The organism is Cytobacillus oceanisediminis, from assembly GCF_022811925.1.
In the GTDB taxonomy this organism is placed as follows: Bacteria; Bacillota; Bacilli; order Bacillales; family Cytobacillaceae; genus Cytobacillus; species Cytobacillus oceanisediminis_D.
Genome location: NZ_CP065511.1, coordinates 4,075,187 through 4,093,821 on the forward strand (window position 1 = coordinate 4,075,187; position 18,635 = coordinate 4,093,821).

Below are 18,635 nucleotides of genomic sequence, written 5' to 3' on the forward strand. Positions count from 1 at the left end.
TGCCGCTAAGAAGAATTATGAAGCCTTCTGCTCCGCAAAAGATGCAGGCTGAACTGCTTTTTTACCTTTAGCAACATTGAATACGATGTTTAAAAGAATTGCCGTCACACTGCCTGCTACTATTCCATTATCAGTCAGGATGCGCACACTGGAAGGCATTTGCGCGAATAGTTCAGGAACGGCTGTTACTCCCAATCCCATCCCGACAGAGCAGGCAATGATTAATAAATTTTCCTGAGAGGAGAACTCTACCTTGCTGAGCATTTTTATTCCATAGGCGACTACCATACCGAACATAGCTACCATTGCGCCTCCTAATACGGGAGTTGGAATAATGGTTGTCAATGCGCCGATTTTCGGAACTAGCCCAAGCAGTACAAGAAACGCCCCTGCTGTATATATGACATTTTTTGTTTTTACGCCTGACATCTGAAGAAGTCCGACGTTTTGCGAATATGTTGTATAAGGAAAAGCATTAAAGACAGCACCAAGGATGATTGCAAGTCCTTCGGCACGATAACCATTTGACAGATCCTTTTCTTCCAATTTTTCTTCACAGATATCACCAAGGGCAAAATATACGCCAGTAGATTCAACTAAACTGACCATTGCTACGAGAATCATAGTGAGGATCGCTGTCACCTCAAATGTCGGCATGCCAAAATAGAAAGGTGATGGCATATGAAACCAGGAAGCTTCCCCAACAGCGGAGAAATCTACCATGCCCATAAAAAACGCTGTAATGGTGCCAGCAGCCAGCCCCAGCAAAATGGCAATCGCTCGAATAAAGCCTTTAAAGAAGCGGAAGAGAATAATGATGAACAGCAAAGTTCCGAAAGCCAATGCTATGTTTGTCATGGAACCAAAGTCCGGGCTTCCCTGTCCTCCAGCCATGTTGTTCATTGCAACAGGAATTAACGTAATTCCGATAATTGTAACTACCGACCCTGTCACGACAGGCGGAAAAAATTTCACTAGTTTTCCAAAGTACTTTGAAACAGCTACAACAAACAAGCCTGAAACAAGGATCGAACCATAGATTGCTGGTATCTCATATTGCCCGCCAATCGCAATCATAGGTCCAACGGCAGTAAATGTGCAGCCAAGAACAACAGGAAGGCCAATCCCAAAAAATCTGCTGCGCCATACTTGAAGAAGTGTTGCAATACCGCACATAAAAATATCAATTGAAACTAGATAGGTAAGCTGTTCCCCTGTTAATCCCAGGGCCCCTCCTACAATCAATGGTACAATTACTGCGCCTGCATACATGGCAAGGACATGCTGAATTCCAAGGGAAGCAATTTTAAGCGGATTCTGATTCATCGCATCAATTCCTCCATTTTCTTTGCTGATTTATCAAAGCTGATCATGCCGTTTTCAAGCGAGTCAATAATTGCTAAAGATTCAACCCGAAATCCCTTTTCCCTCAGCAGCTGTCCGCCATTTTGAAAGCCTTTTTCAATAACGATTCCAATCCCTGCTATTGCTGATCCCGCTTTTTTCGCTATATCCGCAAGACCCAATGCTGCCTGTCCATTCGCTAGAAAATCATCGATTATAAGAACATTATCTTTTTCTGAAAGATATTTCTTTGAAACAGAAATTTCACTTGTTTCTTCCTTAGTAAAAGAATAGACAGAGGCTGTAATCAGGTCATTTACCAGAGTAAGAGATTTTCTTTTTCTCGCAAAGACAACTGGAACATTCAGCTGGAGCCCCGCCATTACAGCTGGCGCAATCCCCGAAGATTCGAGAGTCAATATTTTTGTAATCCTGCTGCTGGAGAATCTATCTGCAAATTCTTTGCCGACTTCATGCATTAGCTGGGGATCTATTTGGTGGTTCAGAAAAGAATCCACCTTTAAAACTGCCGGCGATAAAACAATCCCTTCGCTTTTTATTTTTTCAATAAGCATATCCATTTTGCATCCTCCTCTATGATAGAAAGCCCTCAAATACCCATTCCGGCCATATAAAAAGCCTGAAGCCCATCGCATTCACATCATAAAAATGAGTGAAGCAATGGCCTTCAGGCTAATTGATCTAAGCTGCAGGCAAACAAGGATGGCAAAAAACGTCCTGTACATTGCTCACTCATAGTCGGATCATTTACGGTAACCCGGTAGAAACTTGCGAGCCATATCCTCGCGATTATATGAGTGAATGTTATTAATTTATTAACATTATAACATCATTTACTAATACTTCAATCTAAATCTTTAACTAAATACGAACTAAATAATATATTATCAGAAAATTGTTCGCTAATCAGATTATTCACCCTCTTCAGTATGCTTATCTTGAAATAAATTAGCCTGTCTTATGTAGCTTCAATAAACCTTCACAGTTTTTTCACAATTTACGGGTGTGTTTTGTGACATATATCACTTAAATATCAATTTTTCACCATTATCATAGTGTTTAAGTTACGAATGAACAATTTGTGAACTCACTGAAAGCATCTAGAATCTTCCTAAATGTTTTGTATTATGAAAGTGTAATCATATACTTTTTCCAAATATTCGAAAGGAGTGAAGGACAATGGCGAAAACGGAACTCAGCCGAAAAACAAAAACTGAAATAGAGGATAGCTCTTCCTTAAAGGGAACGCTAGCTTCCGTTTTCTTATTAGGATTCTTCCTGATCATTACATGGGTAGGCGTTTATTCATTATTTATCAGCCGCTTTTAAGTTAGAAAGGGGAAAAAGCCATGCATATGCATAAATTTGAAAAGGCCTGGCTCACTTTTGGAATCGGATCGCTGCTTGTTTTTCTAACAGTCTTGGGAGTCAGCGCATTTTACCTGGGCAATCAGCCTCCAAGCTGTTTGGCAACAATCGACCCTGAAAAGGTCGATACTACCGCTCCATTTAATGAGCCAGGACTGAAAAAGGTAGAAGGGAAAGATTGGGATTACGAATTGGTATACGTAGCATCCGCGTTTTCCTATAGCCCAGCTGAAGTGGAGGTTCCATATGGTGCTAAAGTGAAAATTATCGCTACAACCAAAGACGTCGTCCACGGTTTCGAAGTTGCAGGATCAAATATCAACATGATGCTTGAACCCGGCTATATCAGTGAACATGTTACAACATTTGATAAAACAGGCGAATACTTAATTGTATGTAATGAATATTGCGGTGTTGGTCACCACATGATGTCGTCTAAAATTAAGGTGGTGGAATAATGTTTAATCCTTCAGCAAAGTTAAAAGTTGACCGCCGTGACGGAAAATTGGCAATGGCTCACTTTTTCGTTGCATTTACAGCTTTAGCAATAGGCGGCCTTGCTGGTTTATTGCAGACTTTGGTCCGCTCAGGTAAATTCGAGCTTCCAGCAGGCATCGGGTATTACCAAATTCTCACGGTTCACGGTGTTGTACTGGGACTTGTACTTACTACCTTTTTTATAATGGGCTTCCAGATCGCTGCAACAAGCAAAACATCAGGGACCCTTACAAATAAACAGCGAATTGCCGGCTGGATCGGTTTTTGGCTTATGACCGCAGGAACTGTTCTTGCAGCTGTCATGATCCTTTTGAATGAAGCTACTGTTCTTTATACTTTCTATGCTCCTCTTCAGGCACATGCATTGTACTATATCGGTTTAACACTTGTTATAGTGGGAAGCTGGATTGACGGGGCAGCAATCATTATGAAATATGCAGAATGGAGAAGAAAAAATCCTGGACAGCCGAGTCCGTTATTAACCTTTATGTCATTGGTCAACACGATGATGTGGATTGTGGCAACAATCGGCGTAGCGTCTACTGTTCTTTTCCAGCTTCTTCCTTGGTCATTGGGGTTTGTAGAAACAGTAAATATCGGAGTCAGCCGTACTCTATTCTGGTATTTCGGACATCCGCTTGTGTACTTCTGGCTATTGCCGGCTTACATGGCCTGGTACGTTGTAATTCCTAAAGTCATCGGCGGAAAGATTTTTTCTGATTCATTAGCACGCATGTCATTCATTTTATTCCTGCTGTTCTCAATCCCTGTCGGATTTCACCACCAATTAATGGAGCCGGGAATTGATCCAGCATGGAAATTCTTTCAGGTTATCCTAACATTCCTGGTTGTCATTCCATCTCTGATGACTGCATTTTCTCTATTTGCCACTTTTGAAAGCTTTGGCCGTTCCAAAGGGGCCACTGGATTATTCGGCTGGGTAAAAAAACTGCCTTGGGGAGATGCCCGATTTACTGTTCCTTTCATCGGGATGGTTGCCTTTATTCCAGCGGGTGCAGGCGGTATCGTTAATGCGTCCCACCAGATGAACCAGGTTGTTCATAACACGATCTGGGTAACCGGCCACTTTCACTTAACAGTGGCAACATCTGTAGTACTTACATTCTTTGGGGTTTCTTACTGGCTGATTCCTCATCTGACAGGAAGAACATTAACAAAAGCGATGAATAAATTAGGGATCATCCAAGCAGTTATCTGGGCAATCGGAATGACATTCATGTCTGGTGCCATGCATGCTGCCGGTCTTCTAGGAGCACCGCGCCGTTCGTCATATTCTGAATATGGCGGAGCAGCACAGGCAGCAGAATGGATTCCATATCAGGTTGCACAGGCAATAGGCGGTACTATCCTATTTATAGGCATCATCTTAATGCTTTATATCTTCATCAACCTTGCCTTTTTCGCACCAAAGGGAGAGCAGGAATTCCCTGTCGGAGAAGCTGCTGATGAAGCCGAAAAAGCACCAATGGTATTTGAAAATTGGAAGCTTTGGCTTGGAATTACGGTTGTTCTTATTCTATTTGCCTACACCATTCCATTTATAGATTTAATTCAAAATGCACCTCCTGGGGCTAAAGGATATAAACTCTGGTAGAAATAACACTCCGTTCCAATATGGACGGAGTGTTCAGACTGTCGACAAACTCGATGAAAATCGTGCTTGTCTTCAGTCTTTTTTATTTTAAAATAGAAGTAATACAATGCTTGAGGTGAGTAAAATGCTTTCAAAACATAATCCAATTCAACGGGATCAAATTGAAATGATTGCTTTAGACGAACTTGTACCAGCGGACCATTTGGTTCGCAAAATTGAGGCTGCGATTGATTTCTCATTCATCTATGACTTGGTAAAAGATATGTATTCAGAGGTAGGGCGCCCAAGTATTGACCCTGTAATATTAATTAAACTCTCATTTATTCAATATACCTTCGGTATTCGCTCCATGCGTCAAACAATTGAAGAATTGAAAACGAATATGGCTTATCGATGGTTTTAGGCTATGGTTTCCACGATAAAGTTCCTCACTTCTCAACTTTCGGTAAAAACTATGAGCGCCGATTTAAAAACACCGATCTCTTTGAACAGATATTTTACCGAATCTTAAAAACTGCAACTGAAAAGAATTTAATTAGTGCTGAACACGTTTTTGTAGATTCTACGCATGTAAAAGCGAGTGCAAATAAGCGCAAATTTGAAAAGAAAGTTGTTCGAAAAGAAACACGTGCCTATCAAGAACGCCTTCAAGAGGAGATTAACCAAGACCGTGAGGATCATGGAAAAAAGCCGTTTCCACCAGATAAGTTTGATAAGGAAGAATACAAAGAAATTAAGGAGAGTACAACGGACCTAGAGAGTGGCTACTATGTAAAAGATGAGCGTACAAAACAGTTCGCCTATTCTTTCCATGCGGCCGCAGACCGCAACGGCTTCGTGCTAGGCACAATTGTAACCCCGGGTAACACGCATGATAGTCATATTTTAGAGCCATTGGTTGAACAAGTCATCGAGAAAGTTAGTAAACCAGAAGCTGTTGCGGCAGACGCAGCTTATAAAACACCTGCCATCACGAGCTACTTATTGAAAAACGATATCACACCTGCTTTACCTTACACACGACCTCGCACAAAGAGGGTTACTTCAGAAAACATGAGTATGTTTATGACGAGCATTTTGACTGTTACATTTGCCCAGCTGGTGAGATATTAAAATATACAACGACTACAAAGGAAGGGTATCGTCAATATAAATCAGATCCGCGAATTTGTGCTGGATGCCCTTTCTTGTCTCAATGCACACAGAGTCAAGCACATCAAAACTGATTCAACGACATGTGTGGGAGGAACACGTGGAAGAAGCAGATCACCTTCGTCACCATCAAGACGTCAAACCGATCTATGAGAAACGCAAAGAAACAATTGAACGTGTATTCGCAGATGCAAAAGAAAAGCATGGCATGCGTTGGACAACCCTAAGGGGACTTAAAAAATTGTCGATGCAGGCGATGCTTACTTTCGCTGCCATGAATTTGAAGAAGATGGCCAACTGGACTTGGCAAAGTCCAGAAATGGCCTAAATGATGACCTCGGAGAGGTCTAGAATTCTCTAAAATCCCTTCAAATCCAATAAAAAATCAAAAAAGGGGTTCGGAATGAGACTATTCCGAACCCCTTTTGTCTACAAACTGAACACTCCGTTCCAATATGGACGGAGTGTTTTAGTGTTCAAGCTTGCTTGAGTCAGCCACCATTCCCGCATTTTTCCTTCTTGAAGGCAAATTCACAATAATTACCGAACTGAGTATCAGCAAAGCACCCGCAATCTGGACTGCACCGAGACTTTCCCCGTAGAGTGTTACTCCTAGAAGCATGGCCACGACTGGTTCAACTGTAGCGATGACAGCTGCTTTGCTTCCATCCGTTTTTTCCAGTCCCCATGTATATACAAAATAGGCGAGAACCGTAGGCACAAATCCCAGACCAATACTAAGGAACAAGACTTCAGTGTTTAAAAAAATTTCAGCTTTTGACCATAGTCTTGTTACCGGGATTAGAAATACCGATGCAATGAGGAATGTATAAAGCGTAACTGTAAACGGATGATATTTTCTTAACGCAAATTTTCCGAATATCGTATACAGCGCATAGCCAAACCCAGAACCCAATCCCGTCAGAATTCCTAGCAGAGTAATATCACCGATGCCTGCTGTTACTCCGGCAACTAGAATGCAGCCCAAAATCGTGCCTGCCACAGCTGCAATTTTCCCCAGATTTATCCCTTCCTTTAAGAAAAGGTAAGATAATACAGTAACAAATGCTGGAGCTGTGTAAAGCAGAACGACTGCCATTGATATGCTGATTTGGTTCATCGCTGTGAAATAACAATAATTAAAAAAGACGATGCTCAGTATTCCGGTTCCGGCAAAAAGTCTGATGTCAAAGGCTGATTCCAGTTTAAAGCAGTTCCGGAAACGCACAATTCCGAAAAGAACGAGAAATATTGCTGCAAAAAAAACTCTCGTGGCCACAATTTCCATAGCCGTAAATCCATAATCTCCGAGCCCTTTAACAAACACAGCAATAATGCCCCATAGACTAGCTCCTAGAGCAATCATTAAGAATGGAAGTATTTTCTTCATTATTTCTCTCCATGAAGTAAGAGGATGGCTGAGACCACCCTCTTACTCAAATTATTAATAAACACCTATTTCAGCTGATACACCTTACCGTACTTATCATACAAATAATCAATTAAATGCTGGGCATTCAGGCCTTCTCCAGTGACATCATTTAAGATTTCAAGCGGTTTTTTCATTTTGCCGAACTGGTGCACATTTTTGGTAAACCACTCTTTGATTGGCAGCAAATTGCCCTCTTCAAGTAATTCATCATAGTTTGGCAAGTCCTTTAACATGCTGTTTTTAAGCTGTGCTGCATACATGTAGCCCAAAGCATATGAAGGGAAATAACCGAAGCTTCCTCCTGCCCAGTGAACATCCTGCAGAAGGCCTGCTCCATCGTTTTCAGGCTTTACTCCCAGGTATTGTTCATATTTTTCATTCCAGATTGCAGGAAGGTCTTTAACTTCGATTTCATCATTGAACAAGCCCTTTTCAATTTCATATCGGATGATGATATGAAGCGGATATGTTAATTCGTCTGCTTCAATACGGATTAAAGAAGGCTTTGATTCATTAATGGCACGATAAAAAGCATCTATTGGCACATCATCAAATTGACCGCTGGCATATTCTTTAAGAAGGTCATAATTCCTTTTCCAGAAAGAAAAATGTCTTCCAACAAAGTTTTCATAAAATAATGACTGTGATTCATGAATTCCCATGGATGTTCCAGAGCAAAGCGGAGTGCCCACCAGGTCAGAAGAAATATTTTGTTCATATAGAGCATGCCCGCCTTCATGAATCGTGCCAAATACAGCTGTTCGGAAATCTGTTTCATCATATTTGGTTGTTACTCGGACATCACCAGGGTTTAAACCGGTTGCAAAAGGATGAACAGTCTCATCCAGGCGTCCTGCTTTAAAGTTATAGCCCATCTGTTCAAGAACTTGTAGGCTGAAATCCCGCTGTTTGTCCTTGGAAAAGTGTTCAAATAAGAAGCTGGTGTCTGGTTTATTCTGTGATTCGGAAATTTGCTGAACCAGCGGAACAATTTTTTCCCTCAGCTGCCCGAAAACCTGATCAAGTGTTTCAACAGTGACACCAGGTTCATACATATCCAGCAGAGTATTATATTTGTTTCCTTCATATCCCCAATAAGAAATGAATCGTTTATTCATTTCAACAAGCTTTTCTAAATAAGGCTGGAACATTTCAAAATCTGAGCCCGCCTTTGCATCTTCCCAAATGCTTTCAGCTTTGGATTGCAGGATGACATATTCCGTGTATTCCTCTTCAGGAATTTTTTTATTTCGATCATAATCCTTTTTACATTCTTCAAGAGTTTTCAATGTCACTTCAGAAAGATTTTCCTGGCTGGAAAGTTTCGCTATGTATGCAGCCATTTCCTCAGATGTAGACATTCTGAATACTTCTGAGGAAATCATTCCAATCACTTCGGAGCGCTGTTCTAGACCCTGTTTGGGTGCGCCTGTCCGCATATCCCAATACATCAGCCCGATGGCTTCATTATAGGCCGTCATTTTTTTGACATAATCAAGGAATTGCTGTTCTGTCTGTTTTAGTGATTCTGCCACAATATTTCCCCCTCTATATCTATTACAGTATCATTTTATCACATTTTTCTGAAAAGGCAGTCATCATAATCTTTTTCCTTTTGCTGTTTTTCTTTTTAACCTGCCGGCCAAAGAGTTATAATGGTGGAAAGTGAACTAACCAGAAAGTGAGATAGCATGAAATTTTTGATTTATTTTATCGTTATTGCAGCATTTATAGATACATTTTCCCAGCTCCCCATTATGAGCCCTTTTGCCAAAACCTTTGACTCTTCCCCAGCCTTTGTGGGATTGATTGTTGGGATGTATTCCTTCTCGAATATGATAGGCAATATTTTAGCAGGCTATTGGATAGATAAAAGCGGAGCAAAAAAAGTTTTGGTCTCTGGCCTTTCCTTAACTGGCATGATTTTAGTCCTGTATGCATTTGCTGAGACACCTATGCATTTAATTACAGTAAGATTTTTTCATGGGTTATTTGGCGGCTTTCTGGTACCTGCCGCTTTTACAGTCATTGCAGACCGCGGAAAATCACACAAACAAGGTAAAAAAATGGCTGTATCAGGCGCTGCTGTTGGCTGTTCTGCCATTATCGGGCCTGCTTTTGGCGCTGTGATTGCTTCCAATTACAGCATAAACTGGGTCTTTTTAATTATAGCAGCAACGATGATCACCAGTGCAATCCTGGCCTTTGTGTTTTTGCCATCAGGGAATCTGAAAAAAGTTAAAGAAGAAAGCTCTCATTCTAAAAAAATGCTTCCATTATTAAAGAATCCTATGCTTGCAGCAAGCTATTTAGGAGCTTTTTCACTCATGTTTGCCCAGGGAGCACTTGCCTATCTTCTTCCACTTCAGGTAGAAGCTCTGCAATTTGATTCGATATTCAGCGGGATTTTATTAAGCACTTTCGGAATAACCGCAATCCTTATTTTTCTGCTGCCCATTAATAAAATTTTTGATATATATAAGCCTCACAATAGCATGCTTGCAGGAATGCTGATCATTGGGATGGCCCTCATTCTGCTAAGTTCAGCTTCTTCTCTTGCATTCATGTTTTTATGCATGGTTCTTTACGGCACCGGGTTTGCTCTTTTATTCCCTTCCATTAATGCCCTTATAGCCAGCCATACAACAGAAAAAACAAGAGGAAAGGCGTTTGGCCTCTTCTATGCCTTTTTTTCTTTGGGCGTTGTAGCTGGCTCCACCCTATTAGGTTTATTGGGAGTAACTTTCAATATAGGGTTTTTGATCGCCGCAACACTTTTACTGTTAACGGTATGCGGCATGTTCATATACTTTAAAAAGCGGAGTTCCCAATTATTAAAGAGCCAGGAGTGACCGAAAATGAAAGAATTAGTTGGCAGCTGCTCTGTTTGCGGCAAAGACCTATACTGTCTTGATGGATTCTTCAACGGAGTCCATAATGAAAAAAATGAAACAATCTGTTTTGAATGTATTGAAGAACAGGAAGAATCCGCAGAGTAGGCATCTGCGGATTTTTTTGTTCCAATGATTATTTTATAACTTTATAATGCCTTCTGAAAAATGTTCTTCGAAATATGATATATGTCACTTATTTGAAAAGCTGCCGCTGTTAAACTTAAAGCAATTAATAACTATTCTCACTGCAGTTGATTCACTGTTATTGGCAACTAATTTAAACCATTAGCCAATTAAAGGAGAGATCAGAATGGAAAACAAAGTCGTTGAACTCGATGTAAGAGAGGATATAAAAAACAAATTGGAGCCGTTTCAGAAAATCATGTCTGCGGTATCTGGACTTGATGCCGAAGATGTTTTTATTCTGCATGCCCCATTTAAGCCCATCCCTCTTTTTGGAGTATTAAAGGCAAAAGGGTTTGAATATAAAGCTGAAGAAATTGACAAGAAACATTGGAAAGTGATCTTTACTAAGAGAGGTGCGTCAAAATGAAGCTGGATAACCGGGGGCTGGAGCCGCCGCAGCCGATGCTGAGAACACTTGCAGCTCTTGAAAGCCTTCCAGAAGGAGAAACCTTATCAATCATCAATGACAGGCGACCCATGTTTCTTTATGAACAGCTGGACGAAATGGGCTGCAGGCATGTAACTGCCGAACAGGAAGATGGAAGCTTTTTAATAGAAATTAAGAAATAAGCAGGTGATCCCGTTGCTGGCCAATACAAAAAATGAGACCAATATCAAACTTCCTTTTTCATTTATACTTTTCAGCTTGATCTGTTTAATAGGATCTATGGCCCTCATTCTTTTTCAAGGCGATTCCATCATTAACAGCCAATTTCGTGTACCCGCAATTTGGTCAGCCGCTCATCTGTTTATATTGGGATGGGCGCTGATGACAGCAATGGGAGCCATGTATCAGCTCATTCCAGTGGCCTTTCTAACACCAATATGGAATGAAAGGTTTGGCTTTATCCAATTTACGGTTACTGCCTTTGGAATATTATATTTTGCCCATAGTTTATTTCATAATCCAGAGAGTGCACTGCTGCCTGGGCTTATTACTTTAACAGGCATCTTAATGTTTCTGCTGCAAATGTTCATGACTTTAAGGCAGCAGGCGAAGCCCAATGTATTGACTCTTTTCGTGGGAACTGCACTGATTAGTCTGTTAACTGCTATTCTAATGGGAATCATCATGGTCTACAGCATGAAAACAGGATTTATTTCTGATTATTATCAAGCAGTCTTTAAAAGCCACATACTTCTTGGAACAGCGGGCTGGTTTACACTGTTGATTTTTGGATTTTCCTATAAAATGGTTCCCATGTTTTCTTTGTCTCATGGCTATAGCATGAAGCCGGCCAAATATGTCTTTACGGTTTATGCAGCAGGTCTGGCTGCCGCAGTTATCTCTTTTTTTACAGAGATAAGTTCACTTCTTACCATTGCATTAATGATCCTGGCAGGCGGATTTGCATTCTTCGCCTGGCACATGCTGCAAATCCTGCAGAAAAGAGTAAAGAAAAAGCTTGATTATTCATTCCGATTTGCTCTTCTCGCTATACCTGCAGGACTGGCCATCCACCTGGGAGCTTTCATATGCTCGCTTACCGGCAGCTTTGAAAGTACCGTTGGGTATCTGGCATTTGCATACCTCTTGCTTTGGGTAGCATTGAGCATTCTTGGTTATCTATTTAAAATTGTGCCATTCCTATGGTGGACTTGGAAATACAGCAATGAAATCGGCAAAAAGAGTGTACCTTCGCTCAAGGATATGATGAATGACAAGGCAGCCATTCCGGTTCTTTCCGCTTTCATTCTCGGTATACTCAGTGTGACAGTCTCCATTGCATATAAACACCTTGTCCTGTTCCTATCCGGCCAGATTTTAACGGCTGGCGCCAGCATTGTTTTCTGTTATTTGATTATTTCTGTTTTAAAAAAATAGGAGGAATGAACATGAATCCAGAAGAATTAGTTCTCAGCAATCTAAAAAGAGTTATGGATCCTGAGTTAAATATAAACGTGGTTGATTTGGGACTTATTTATGATATTGATTTTCCCGATGATGGCAAGGCAGTTATTACCATGACTCTGACAACACCCGGATGCCCGCTCCATGACAGTATAGTCAGCGGAGTAAAGTATTGCATTGAAGATCTGAATCAATTTTCTGATGTTGAGGTCAACCTTGTCTGGGAGCCAGCCTGGACCCCTGCCCGTATGACACCTGAAGCAAATCAGCTTTTGAGAGGTTAAGAACAAGGCAGTGCCCGCTTGGGGCACTGCCTTTGTTCAGCTTTTTATGGATGGCTCTGCAGGCAGAACCTTTTTTATCGTTTCGCGTACTTCTTGGTTTTCATTTTTATACATCAGAATGTGAACTGTACCCTTGTCTTCATGTGTTCTAATTAATCTCCCAATACCCTGCCTTAACCGAAGAATCATATATGGGAGATCAACCTCTCTGAAAGGATCAGATGAACCTTCTCTTTTGGCTGTAAAGACCGGATCATGAGGAGGAAATGGCAAGCCAAAAATAAGCACATTTTCCAGGGATCTTCCCGGTATATCAAGGCCTTCCCATAAATGAACAGAACAGAGGACTGAATGCTCATCATTTTGGAAATTTGACACGAGGGTACTTATTTCTGCATCCCCTTCAAAAAAGACTGGCACACTCAATTTTCCTGATGCAAAGGCTTTGAATTCTGCCAATTCAGAAGGGCTATTGAATAATACTAAAGCCCTACCTTCTGTCAGCTTAATTTGTTCCAGTATATATTCCATCTTCGCTAAGCCTGTTTCCTCTGCAAATTCCGGCATGCGAATGACCATATTTTCTTCATAGTCGAACGGGGAGTCTACGGTAAAAGATAAATAATCATCTACTCCGAGGCTCTTTGCCATATAATCAAAGGATTTATTCTCTGACAATGTTGCTGAAGAGAATACAAACGGCTTCTTCTGGGAAAATACTTCTTCCCGCATAATATCTTCCACCATTCTGGGCATGATGACCAGGGTTCTTTCCCCATTATTTTCTTCAAACCAGGTAATTCCTTTTAAATCCTTTAGGAACAGTGAAAGTGAGTATGCAATTTGCTCAAGATATTCTTCGACAATTTTTAAGTCATATTCATTAATAACGTACATTTCGCTTTCAAACACCAATTCTTCCTCAAGTGTATTGATTAAGCTCTGCAGTTTACGGCCTTCTCTCATTACATCGGCAGTTTTTTCAATCGTTTTCTTGTCAGAGCCTGTGTCACCCGAAGCGGACATGGCAAGTGTTAAAAAGAAATGCTCATTCTGGTAAATAGCATCCTCAATGATATTTAGCGTTTTTTCACGTACATCATTAGCCATGAGCCTTGTTAAAATGGATTCAAGTATCTGCTCAGAAAAACGATAGGTCAGAGCCTTTTGGGATGCATATTCCAATAAATGGCCTTCATCAAAAACCACACAGGAGCTCTCAGGAAGCAAGGGCAGCTGCCCTTCACGTTTTCTTGATTCCTTGGTCCAGATATGTTCCATATAAAAATCATGCGAACAAATAATCAAGTCTTTTGCGCTCCGGTAGTATTCCCTATGGAGGGTTTGACCGCAGCGGTGGCGCTTCTCACAAGTAAAACAATCCTGGATTGAATCCCACGATACATTCTTCCAATGCTCATCCGGCAAATCAGGATAATCTTTCCGGTCACCATATCTCTCAAACTTTTGCATGGAAGAGCCTGTTTGAACAAAATCCGGAAGATCATCAAAAATGCGGTTATAATGATCATGAACATCATTCGCTACGAGCTTGTCCAGCTTATTTAAGCATAGGTATTGATCACGTGACTTTGCCAGCCTGACATCAATATTCAACCCCAGTGCTTTCTCCAGCTTGGCAATATCTCCTTCCTTTTTCACAAGCTGCTCAATTAAAGTCTCATCCGCACAGGCGATAATAGCAGGTTTGTTTATGTACCTTGCATAACTGATTGCATATAAAAGATAAACAATCGTTTTCCCGGTCCCTACACCTGCCTCAGCAAATATAACACTCTTGTCTTTAAATGCCTTCTCCAGCTGAAAGGCCATAAATATTTGCTCATCCCGAATCTCAAATCCTGCTTCAGGCAATATATCGTAAAAAACATCTCCGATCCACTCGCTTAGCTTTTCGTAAAAAGATTCGCTCTTGGATACGGCAAAAGGCATTCGGTTAGACATGTTACCCCTCCGTAATTAAAAAGTTAAAGCGCCTTTTTATCCAGACGCTTTGATTTCAGTTCTATCATTATTTCATATTTAGATTGTTAATAAACAAATGAACATCATATAATTTTATCTCAAATACTGCAACTGTCAAGATTTATCAAAAAATCGAATATTGATCTTTCACATAAAAAAACAGGGGTGCTATTAAAGGCAGCCCCCTGCTCAATATTGACGATTAGTTGACACGTGACATAGAAAATGACAATGCCTGTTGCAATTCGTCCTGTGCATTTCTTAGACTCTCCAGTGCTTCTGCTGATGGATCACCATCTCCCTGTATTGCTTCAAGTGTTCCATTCAGCGCCTGGGAAATTTTATTAAAATCGATGCTGGAATGTTTCATTGCCACCCCTCCTGAAAAAGAATCAGATAGAAATATTCTATACAGTTTCAGGAGGAATTATGCTTTTATTTTAAATACTAATTATTTCTTGGCGGTCTTTTACCCCAGTACTGATAATAGTCTGTGCGAATAAAGCCATTGAAGAGCTTGCGTTTCTTAGTCGCTTTTTTTCCAAAGTGAGTTTCAAATTCTTCGTCTGAAGTCAGGATATAAATGGACCATGTGTCAAGAGGGGCCAAGGCACTGCCCATTTCAGCATACATTCGCTGTACCGCAGCCTTCTCACCAAGTCTCTCCCCATATGGAGGATTTCCGACAATGACACCATATTCCTTAGCAGTCGTAAAATCGCGGACTTGCATTTGTTTGAAGTTTATTAAATCTCCCAATCCAGCTTCAAAACCATTTTCTTCAGCTATTTTCACCATCCTGTGATCAATGTCAGCACCTGTGATATCGAGAGGCTGATCATAGTTCGCCAGATCTTCAGCTTCAGTTCTTGCATCTTCCCAAACTTTTTCAGGAATCCATGACCATCCTTCCGAAATGAATTCACGATTAAAACCTGGTGCAATATTCTGGCCTATTAATGCTGCTTCTATCGGGATAGTGCCAGATCCGCAGAATGGATCAGCAAATGGCTTATCCGGGTTCCAATTAGTCAGCATAACCAGTGCAGCTGCAAGTGTTTCCTTTAGGGGTGCTTCCCCCTGCCCTGCACGGTATCCCCGTTTATGGAGGCCGCTTCCGCTGGCATCGATGGTCAAAAGTGCTACATCTTTATGAAGAGCAACTTCTATTTTAAATAACGGCCCATTTTCTTCGAGCCAGCCTGTCTTCTGATACTTTGTTCTCATGCGTTCCACTATTGCTTTCTTGACAATAGCCTGACAATCGGAAACTGAAAAAAGCTTGGACTTCACAGATTTTCCTGAAACAGGAAATTCGGCATTTTCAGGCATATACTTTTCCCAGGGCAGCGATTTTGTTTTCTCAAAAAGCTCATCAAAACTTGTTGCTTTAAATTCTCCAACTTTTATGCGAATCCTGTCTGCTGTTCTCAGCCATAAATTCGACCGGACAATTGCAGCCTCATCGCCTTTAAATGTTATTCTGCCGTTTTCAACTTCACATTCATATCCGAGATCGCGCACTTCTTTGGCAGCGAGTGCCTCAAGTCCCATGGCCGTAGTGGCGATTAAATCGTATTTAGACATATTTTCACCCTAACCTAATTCTTATTTCTATTATGTATACCCTAACTGGACTTTGTAATCAACACATAAAGTATATCTGTTTATATGCTTAGCCGCAATGAAGGCCTGTTAGGTTCCATTATTTTATGCCAGCATGCAGCAAAGTAAAAAAGCTCTCCTAAAAAGGAGAGCTTGAATTTATAACACTCATACTGTCTCACTAATAACGTTCTGTAAGCCATGTTTTGTACCGTAGTACTGCAAGCGACAAATGTCTCGTACTCAGGTGGTAATCATCTATCTACAGGCATCTGCCTGTCCTTCCCGTTGTTCATTTCCTCAGGGAAAGTGCCCCTACCATCATTTGGGTTTCTCGCTCGCGGGGTTTACCTCGTTCCACCCTTTTCATTTCTGAAAAGGCTACGTCACTGTGGCACTTTCAAGGTATTCATGCCATATCCAGAAGGACTTAGGCATTTTCCCTGCCGTCAGCCAGAGCTAGCTCCGACTGCCCTAGCTTATGAATTCGCTAGGCACGAACACTACAGGCATCTCAGCCTGTGCGAGCATGGACTTTCCTCTACAATATAAAATATATTGCAGCGATTACCCGAACGCTATTAATGATCACAAAGAATATTATATGTAATCTGTGATGGAATAGCAATGGTTTTAAACAGGAAAAAATGATAATTCCTGTCAATCATACAATTTGCTGCCAAAAACATGTTTTTCCAGATTTGATAATCTTTTTAGAATATCAAAATTGGTTGTACCTGCAGTTTGTGCTGCAGGTCTGCGTGAAGCTTCGTCAGCCTGTTTTTTCAATCTTATATTTTCCTGCTGAAGATCTTCAATTTCCTGATGGAAGGCTTCATAATCTTTAATGACCAAATCCAAGAACTTATCAACATCTTCTGGCTTATAGCCTCTCATGGCTGTCTTAAACTCTTTTTCCAAAATATCTTTTGCAGTTAAATTAATTTTATCGGATAGCATGACACTCACCTCAGTATATGGCCAATCATAATTAATACTATTTTTCCAGAGATATGTACATTTGTCAATTTATCTGAGCATTATTCAAATATGTCTCTCTGAGAGAATTGTTCTTCTTCTACAATCAATTGTAAATCATAAAAGGTGATTAGTCTAATGTCATATTCATTTTCTTCCTGATATTTTTTTGCGGTTTCATACAAATATTTAGGGCTTCCCTCTTTTTCCAAATCATAAAAAAGAAGCAGCACATCACTTTTGCTGACAAAAAACTGATTTTTCAGCCTGAATTGCTGTGGGCTTTCATAAGGTTTTTTTGATACTGAATCAACAAAGTCAGCCTGAAGCAGTATGGATTCATACCATTCTTTGTTCGCATCCTTCCAGGACGATTCCTGCTCCAAAAACGGAGTAATGACTGCAAGCTTCAGGTCTTCGTAACCTTCCAGCTTAAGGTCAGATACAACTTCAGCCGCCCAAAGCTCGGCACCCAGCTGCCCGCTGATGATTACCCACTCGAGCCCATCATCCATCAAAGAAAGCAGGCTTTTTCTTATGGCGGTTTTTATATAGCCGACTGCCGGGTCATCATTTTTAAAAATCCCTACTTCAAAAGGCTTGTACCCTGAAATAACTGCTACTTTTGTCAATTGCAAAAACTCCTTAAAGAAATCTGGCCGGGACTCATTTAAGTTTCCATTTTATATTAATATTAAAAAACAAGGGCAAAAAGCCCTTGTTCATTATCTGCCGGAAAAACTTGGACCTTGTTTTGGACCCATTCCGGTTGATGCTCCTGCTACGCCAGTACCTGGTCCGCCATATCCAGGACCCATTCCCATACCTGGTCCGCCATATCCAGGGCCCATTCCCATACCTGGACCCATTCCTGGGCTATATGCACCTGCAACGCCTGGTCTTGGTCCCATATTAACATTCGATTGTGTCACCTGGTTCACATTTGACTGCGTATGCGGGTAAGAATGCTGATTCTCATAGTTAATGTGGTTTACATGAGTATGATGTGTAGGATGAATGTGTGGAACCACAATGTTCTGGAACGAATGAGTTACACAGCATTTTGTCGGATGAACAACAGCAGGCATCACCTGCGAAGGTCTTGGTCTGCAATACATGTAAAGATCCCCTTTCGAAATTGTTTTTACATTAACAACCTATGTGAGAAAGAGTAATCTTGTACTAATGAAAATACCTATTTTTTAGGTACTAGCCTTAGAGCATGCTGTAGAAACTGTCTTTTAAATTGGAGAAAACGATTGCTGTAGTGAAAATTACAAGGAAGAATAAAAACAAGATTGCTTTATACATTTTTTACCAGCCTCACTATATAAAATTCCTAAAAAAGTACCACACAAGTTATAATTTTAACTGTTAGGAGAAGTACATACAACTAGGAAATAGTGGATTTTTTTGTCTG

Annotated in this window: 19 protein-coding genes, 1 other RNA gene, 1 pseudogene and 1 riboswitch; of the genes and pseudogenes, 10 read left to right on the plus strand and 11 right to left on the minus strand. The window is 40.7% G+C overall.

What is annotated here, in order from left to right; all coding sequences use genetic code 11:
• Positions 1-15: 15 nt before the first annotated feature.
• Together IRB79_RS20385 and IRB79_RS20390 are read right to left on the minus strand one after the other, a co-directional pair.
• Complete coding sequence (locus IRB79_RS20385; RefSeq protein ID WP_243504505.1) at positions 16-1,326, minus strand: nucleobase:cation symporter-2 family protein; 1,311 nt, start codon at positions 1,324-1,326, stop codon at positions 16-18.
• Complete coding sequence (locus IRB79_RS20390; RefSeq protein WP_243504507.1) at positions 1,323-1,925, minus strand: xanthine phosphoribosyltransferase; 603 nt, start codon at positions 1,923-1,925, stop codon at positions 1,323-1,325. The genes IRB79_RS20385 and IRB79_RS20390 overlap by 4 nt, the downstream gene beginning before the upstream one ends.
• 155 nt (positions 1,926-2,080) lie before the next feature.
• Positions 2,081-2,182, minus strand: a riboswitch (purine riboswitch).
• A 362-nt stretch (positions 2,183-2,544) separates the two neighbouring features.
• On the opposite strand from IRB79_RS20390, the gene IRB79_RS20395 reads away from it, so the two are divergent.
• The 4 genes and pseudogenes from IRB79_RS20395 (at position 2,545) to IRB79_RS20410 (ending at position 6,326) form a co-directional block, all read left to right on the plus strand.
• Positions 2,545-2,694: a cytochrome c oxidase subunit 2A gene (locus IRB79_RS20395; protein WP_113884615.1), complete on the plus strand. Its 150-nt coding sequence runs from the start codon at positions 2,545-2,547 to the stop codon at positions 2,692-2,694.
• A gap of 20 nt (positions 2,695-2,714) precedes the next feature.
• Positions 2,715-3,191, plus strand: a complete 477-nt coding sequence (locus IRB79_RS20400; RefSeq protein WP_113884614.1) for a cytochrome c oxidase subunit II — start codon at positions 2,715-2,717, stop codon at positions 3,189-3,191.
• A complete protein-coding gene (locus IRB79_RS20405; RefSeq protein ID WP_243504510.1) occupies positions 3,191-4,846 on the plus strand; it encodes a b(o/a)3-type cytochrome-c oxidase subunit 1 in 1,656 nt (551 codons plus the stop codon). The genes IRB79_RS20400 and IRB79_RS20405 overlap by 1 nt, the downstream gene beginning before the upstream one ends.
• A 124-nt stretch (positions 4,847-4,970) precedes the next feature.
• A pseudogene (locus IRB79_RS20410) lies at positions 4,971-6,326 on the plus strand (IS1182 family transposase).
• Between the two features lie 141 nt (positions 6,327-6,467).
• Here the strand turns inward: IRB79_RS20410 and IRB79_RS20415 are convergent.
• Entirely contained in the window at positions 6,468-7,388 is a 921-nt protein-coding gene (locus IRB79_RS20415) for a DMT family transporter (protein ID WP_243504513.1), read from the minus strand.
• A gap of 65 nt (positions 7,389-7,453) precedes the next feature.
• Positions 7,454-8,965 carry a carboxypeptidase M32 gene (locus IRB79_RS20420; RefSeq protein ID WP_279401034.1) on the minus strand — a complete coding sequence of 504 codons (1,512 nt, stop codon included), beginning with the start codon at positions 8,963-8,965 and terminating at the stop codon, positions 7,454-7,456.
• Between the two features lie 156 nt (positions 8,966-9,121).
• On the opposite strand from IRB79_RS20420, the gene IRB79_RS20425 reads away from it, so the two are divergent.
• From IRB79_RS20425 to IRB79_RS20450, 6 genes are all read left to right on the plus strand, one after another.
• A complete protein-coding gene (locus IRB79_RS20425; RefSeq protein ID WP_243504516.1) occupies positions 9,122-10,282 on the plus strand; it encodes an MFS transporter in 1,161 nt (386 codons plus the stop codon).
• A 6-nt stretch (positions 10,283-10,288) separates the two neighbouring features.
• Positions 10,289-10,429, plus strand: coding sequence for a hypothetical protein (locus tag IRB79_RS20430; RefSeq protein ID WP_221878140.1), 141 nt, complete (start codon positions 10,289-10,291; stop codon positions 10,427-10,429).
• A 205-nt stretch (positions 10,430-10,634) separates the two neighbouring features.
• The gene (locus IRB79_RS20435) at positions 10,635-10,877 is read left to right on the plus strand and encodes a DUF2249 domain-containing protein (RefSeq protein ID WP_243504519.1); all 243 of its coding nucleotides are present in this window, start codon (positions 10,635-10,637) and stop codon (positions 10,875-10,877) included.
• On the plus strand, positions 10,874-11,080 hold the full coding sequence (locus IRB79_RS20440) for a DUF2249 domain-containing protein (protein WP_221878142.1): 207 nt from the start codon (positions 10,874-10,876) through the stop codon (positions 11,078-11,080). Before IRB79_RS20435 ends, IRB79_RS20440 begins: the two co-directional genes overlap by 4 nt.
• Positions 11,081-11,084: 4 nt before the next feature.
• The gene (locus IRB79_RS20445; RefSeq protein WP_243504521.1) at positions 11,085-12,335 is read left to right on the plus strand and encodes a hypothetical protein; all 1,251 of its coding nucleotides are present in this window, start codon (positions 11,085-11,087) and stop codon (positions 12,333-12,335) included.
• Positions 12,336-12,346: 11 nt separating this feature from the next.
• Positions 12,347-12,646, plus strand: coding sequence for a metal-sulfur cluster assembly factor (locus IRB79_RS20450; RefSeq protein ID WP_243504524.1), 300 nt, complete (start codon positions 12,347-12,349; stop codon positions 12,644-12,646).
• 36 nt (positions 12,647-12,682) lie between these two features.
• Here the strand turns inward: IRB79_RS20450 and IRB79_RS20455 are convergent, their stop codons facing one another.
• From IRB79_RS20455 to IRB79_RS20485, 7 genes are all read right to left on the minus strand, one after another.
• A complete protein-coding gene (locus IRB79_RS20455; protein ID WP_243504526.1) occupies positions 12,683-14,611 on the minus strand; it encodes an ATP-dependent DNA helicase in 1,929 nt (642 codons plus the stop codon).
• Between the two features lie 223 nt (positions 14,612-14,834).
• A complete protein-coding gene (locus tag IRB79_RS20460) occupies positions 14,835-15,002 on the minus strand; it encodes a hypothetical protein (RefSeq protein ID WP_009332689.1) in 168 nt (55 codons plus the stop codon).
• 77 nt (positions 15,003-15,079) lie between these two features.
• Positions 15,080-16,219, minus strand: coding sequence for a THUMP domain-containing class I SAM-dependent RNA methyltransferase (locus IRB79_RS20465; protein WP_243504528.1), 1,140 nt, complete (start codon positions 16,217-16,219; stop codon positions 15,080-15,082).
• A 208-nt stretch (positions 16,220-16,427) separates the two neighbouring features.
• An RNA gene (gene rnpB / locus IRB79_RS20470) (RNase P RNA component class B) lies at positions 16,428-16,816 on the minus strand.
• Positions 16,817-16,897: 81 nt separating this feature from the next.
• On the minus strand, positions 16,898-17,197 hold the full coding sequence (gene gpsB, locus IRB79_RS20475; protein ID WP_243504530.1) for a cell division regulator GpsB: 300 nt from the start codon (positions 17,195-17,197) through the stop codon (positions 16,898-16,900).
• An 80-nt stretch (positions 17,198-17,277) separates the two neighbouring features.
• Positions 17,278-17,847, minus strand: coding sequence for an SLOG family protein (locus IRB79_RS20480; RefSeq protein WP_243504532.1), 570 nt, complete (start codon positions 17,845-17,847; stop codon positions 17,278-17,280).
• A 93-nt stretch (positions 17,848-17,940) separates the two neighbouring features.
• Entirely contained in the window at positions 17,941-18,333 is a 393-nt protein-coding gene (locus IRB79_RS20485) for a CotD family spore coat protein (RefSeq protein ID WP_243504534.1), read from the minus strand.
• Positions 18,334-18,635 lie beyond the last annotated feature (302 nt).

Bases quoted from the DNA above. Each gene is read 5' to 3' on its own strand.
- IRB79_RS20385 (WP_243504505.1), bottom strand. From the start codon at position 1,326: ATGAATCAGAATCCGCTTAAAATTGCTTCCCTTGGAATTCAGCATGTC.
- IRB79_RS20390 (WP_243504507.1), bottom strand. From the start codon at position 1,925: ATGGATATGCTTATTGAAAAAATAAAAAGCGAAGGGATTGTTTTATCG.
- IRB79_RS20395 (WP_113884615.1), top strand. From the start codon at position 2,545: ATGGCGAAAACGGAACTCAGCCGAAAAACAAAAACTGAAATAGAGGAT.
- IRB79_RS20400 (WP_113884614.1), top strand. From the start codon at position 2,715: ATGCATATGCATAAATTTGAAAAGGCCTGGCTCACTTTTGGAATCGGA.
- IRB79_RS20405 (WP_243504510.1), top strand. From the start codon at position 3,191: ATGTTTAATCCTTCAGCAAAGTTAAAAGTTGACCGCCGTGACGGAAAA.
- IRB79_RS20415 (WP_243504513.1), bottom strand. From the start codon at position 7,388: ATGAAGAAAATACTTCCATTCTTAATGATTGCTCTAGGAGCTAGTCTA.
- IRB79_RS20425 (WP_243504516.1), top strand. From the start codon at position 9,122: ATGAAATTTTTGATTTATTTTATCGTTATTGCAGCATTTATAGATACA.
- IRB79_RS20430 (WP_221878140.1), top strand. From the start codon at position 10,289: ATGAAAGAATTAGTTGGCAGCTGCTCTGTTTGCGGCAAAGACCTATAC.
- IRB79_RS20435 (WP_243504519.1), top strand. From the start codon at position 10,635: ATGGAAAACAAAGTCGTTGAACTCGATGTAAGAGAGGATATAAAAAAC.
- IRB79_RS20440 (WP_221878142.1), top strand. From the start codon at position 10,874: ATGAAGCTGGATAACCGGGGGCTGGAGCCGCCGCAGCCGATGCTGAGA.
- IRB79_RS20450 (WP_243504524.1), top strand. From the start codon at position 12,347: ATGAATCCAGAAGAATTAGTTCTCAGCAATCTAAAAAGAGTTATGGAT.
- IRB79_RS20455 (WP_243504526.1), bottom strand. From the start codon at position 14,611: ATGTCTAACCGAATGCCTTTTGCCGTATCCAAGAGCGAATCTTTTTAC.
- IRB79_RS20460 (WP_009332689.1), bottom strand. From the start codon at position 15,002: ATGAAACATTCCAGCATCGATTTTAATAAAATTTCCCAGGCGCTGAAT.
- IRB79_RS20465 (WP_243504528.1), bottom strand. From the start codon at position 16,219: ATGTCTAAATACGATTTAATCGCCACTACGGCCATGGGACTTGAGGCA.
- gpsB (WP_243504530.1), bottom strand. From the start codon at position 17,197: ATGCTATCCGATAAAATTAATTTAACTGCAAAAGATATTTTGGAAAAA.
- IRB79_RS20485 (WP_243504534.1), bottom strand. From the start codon at position 18,333: ATGTATTGCAGACCAAGACCTTCGCAGGTGATGCCTGCTGTTGTTCAT.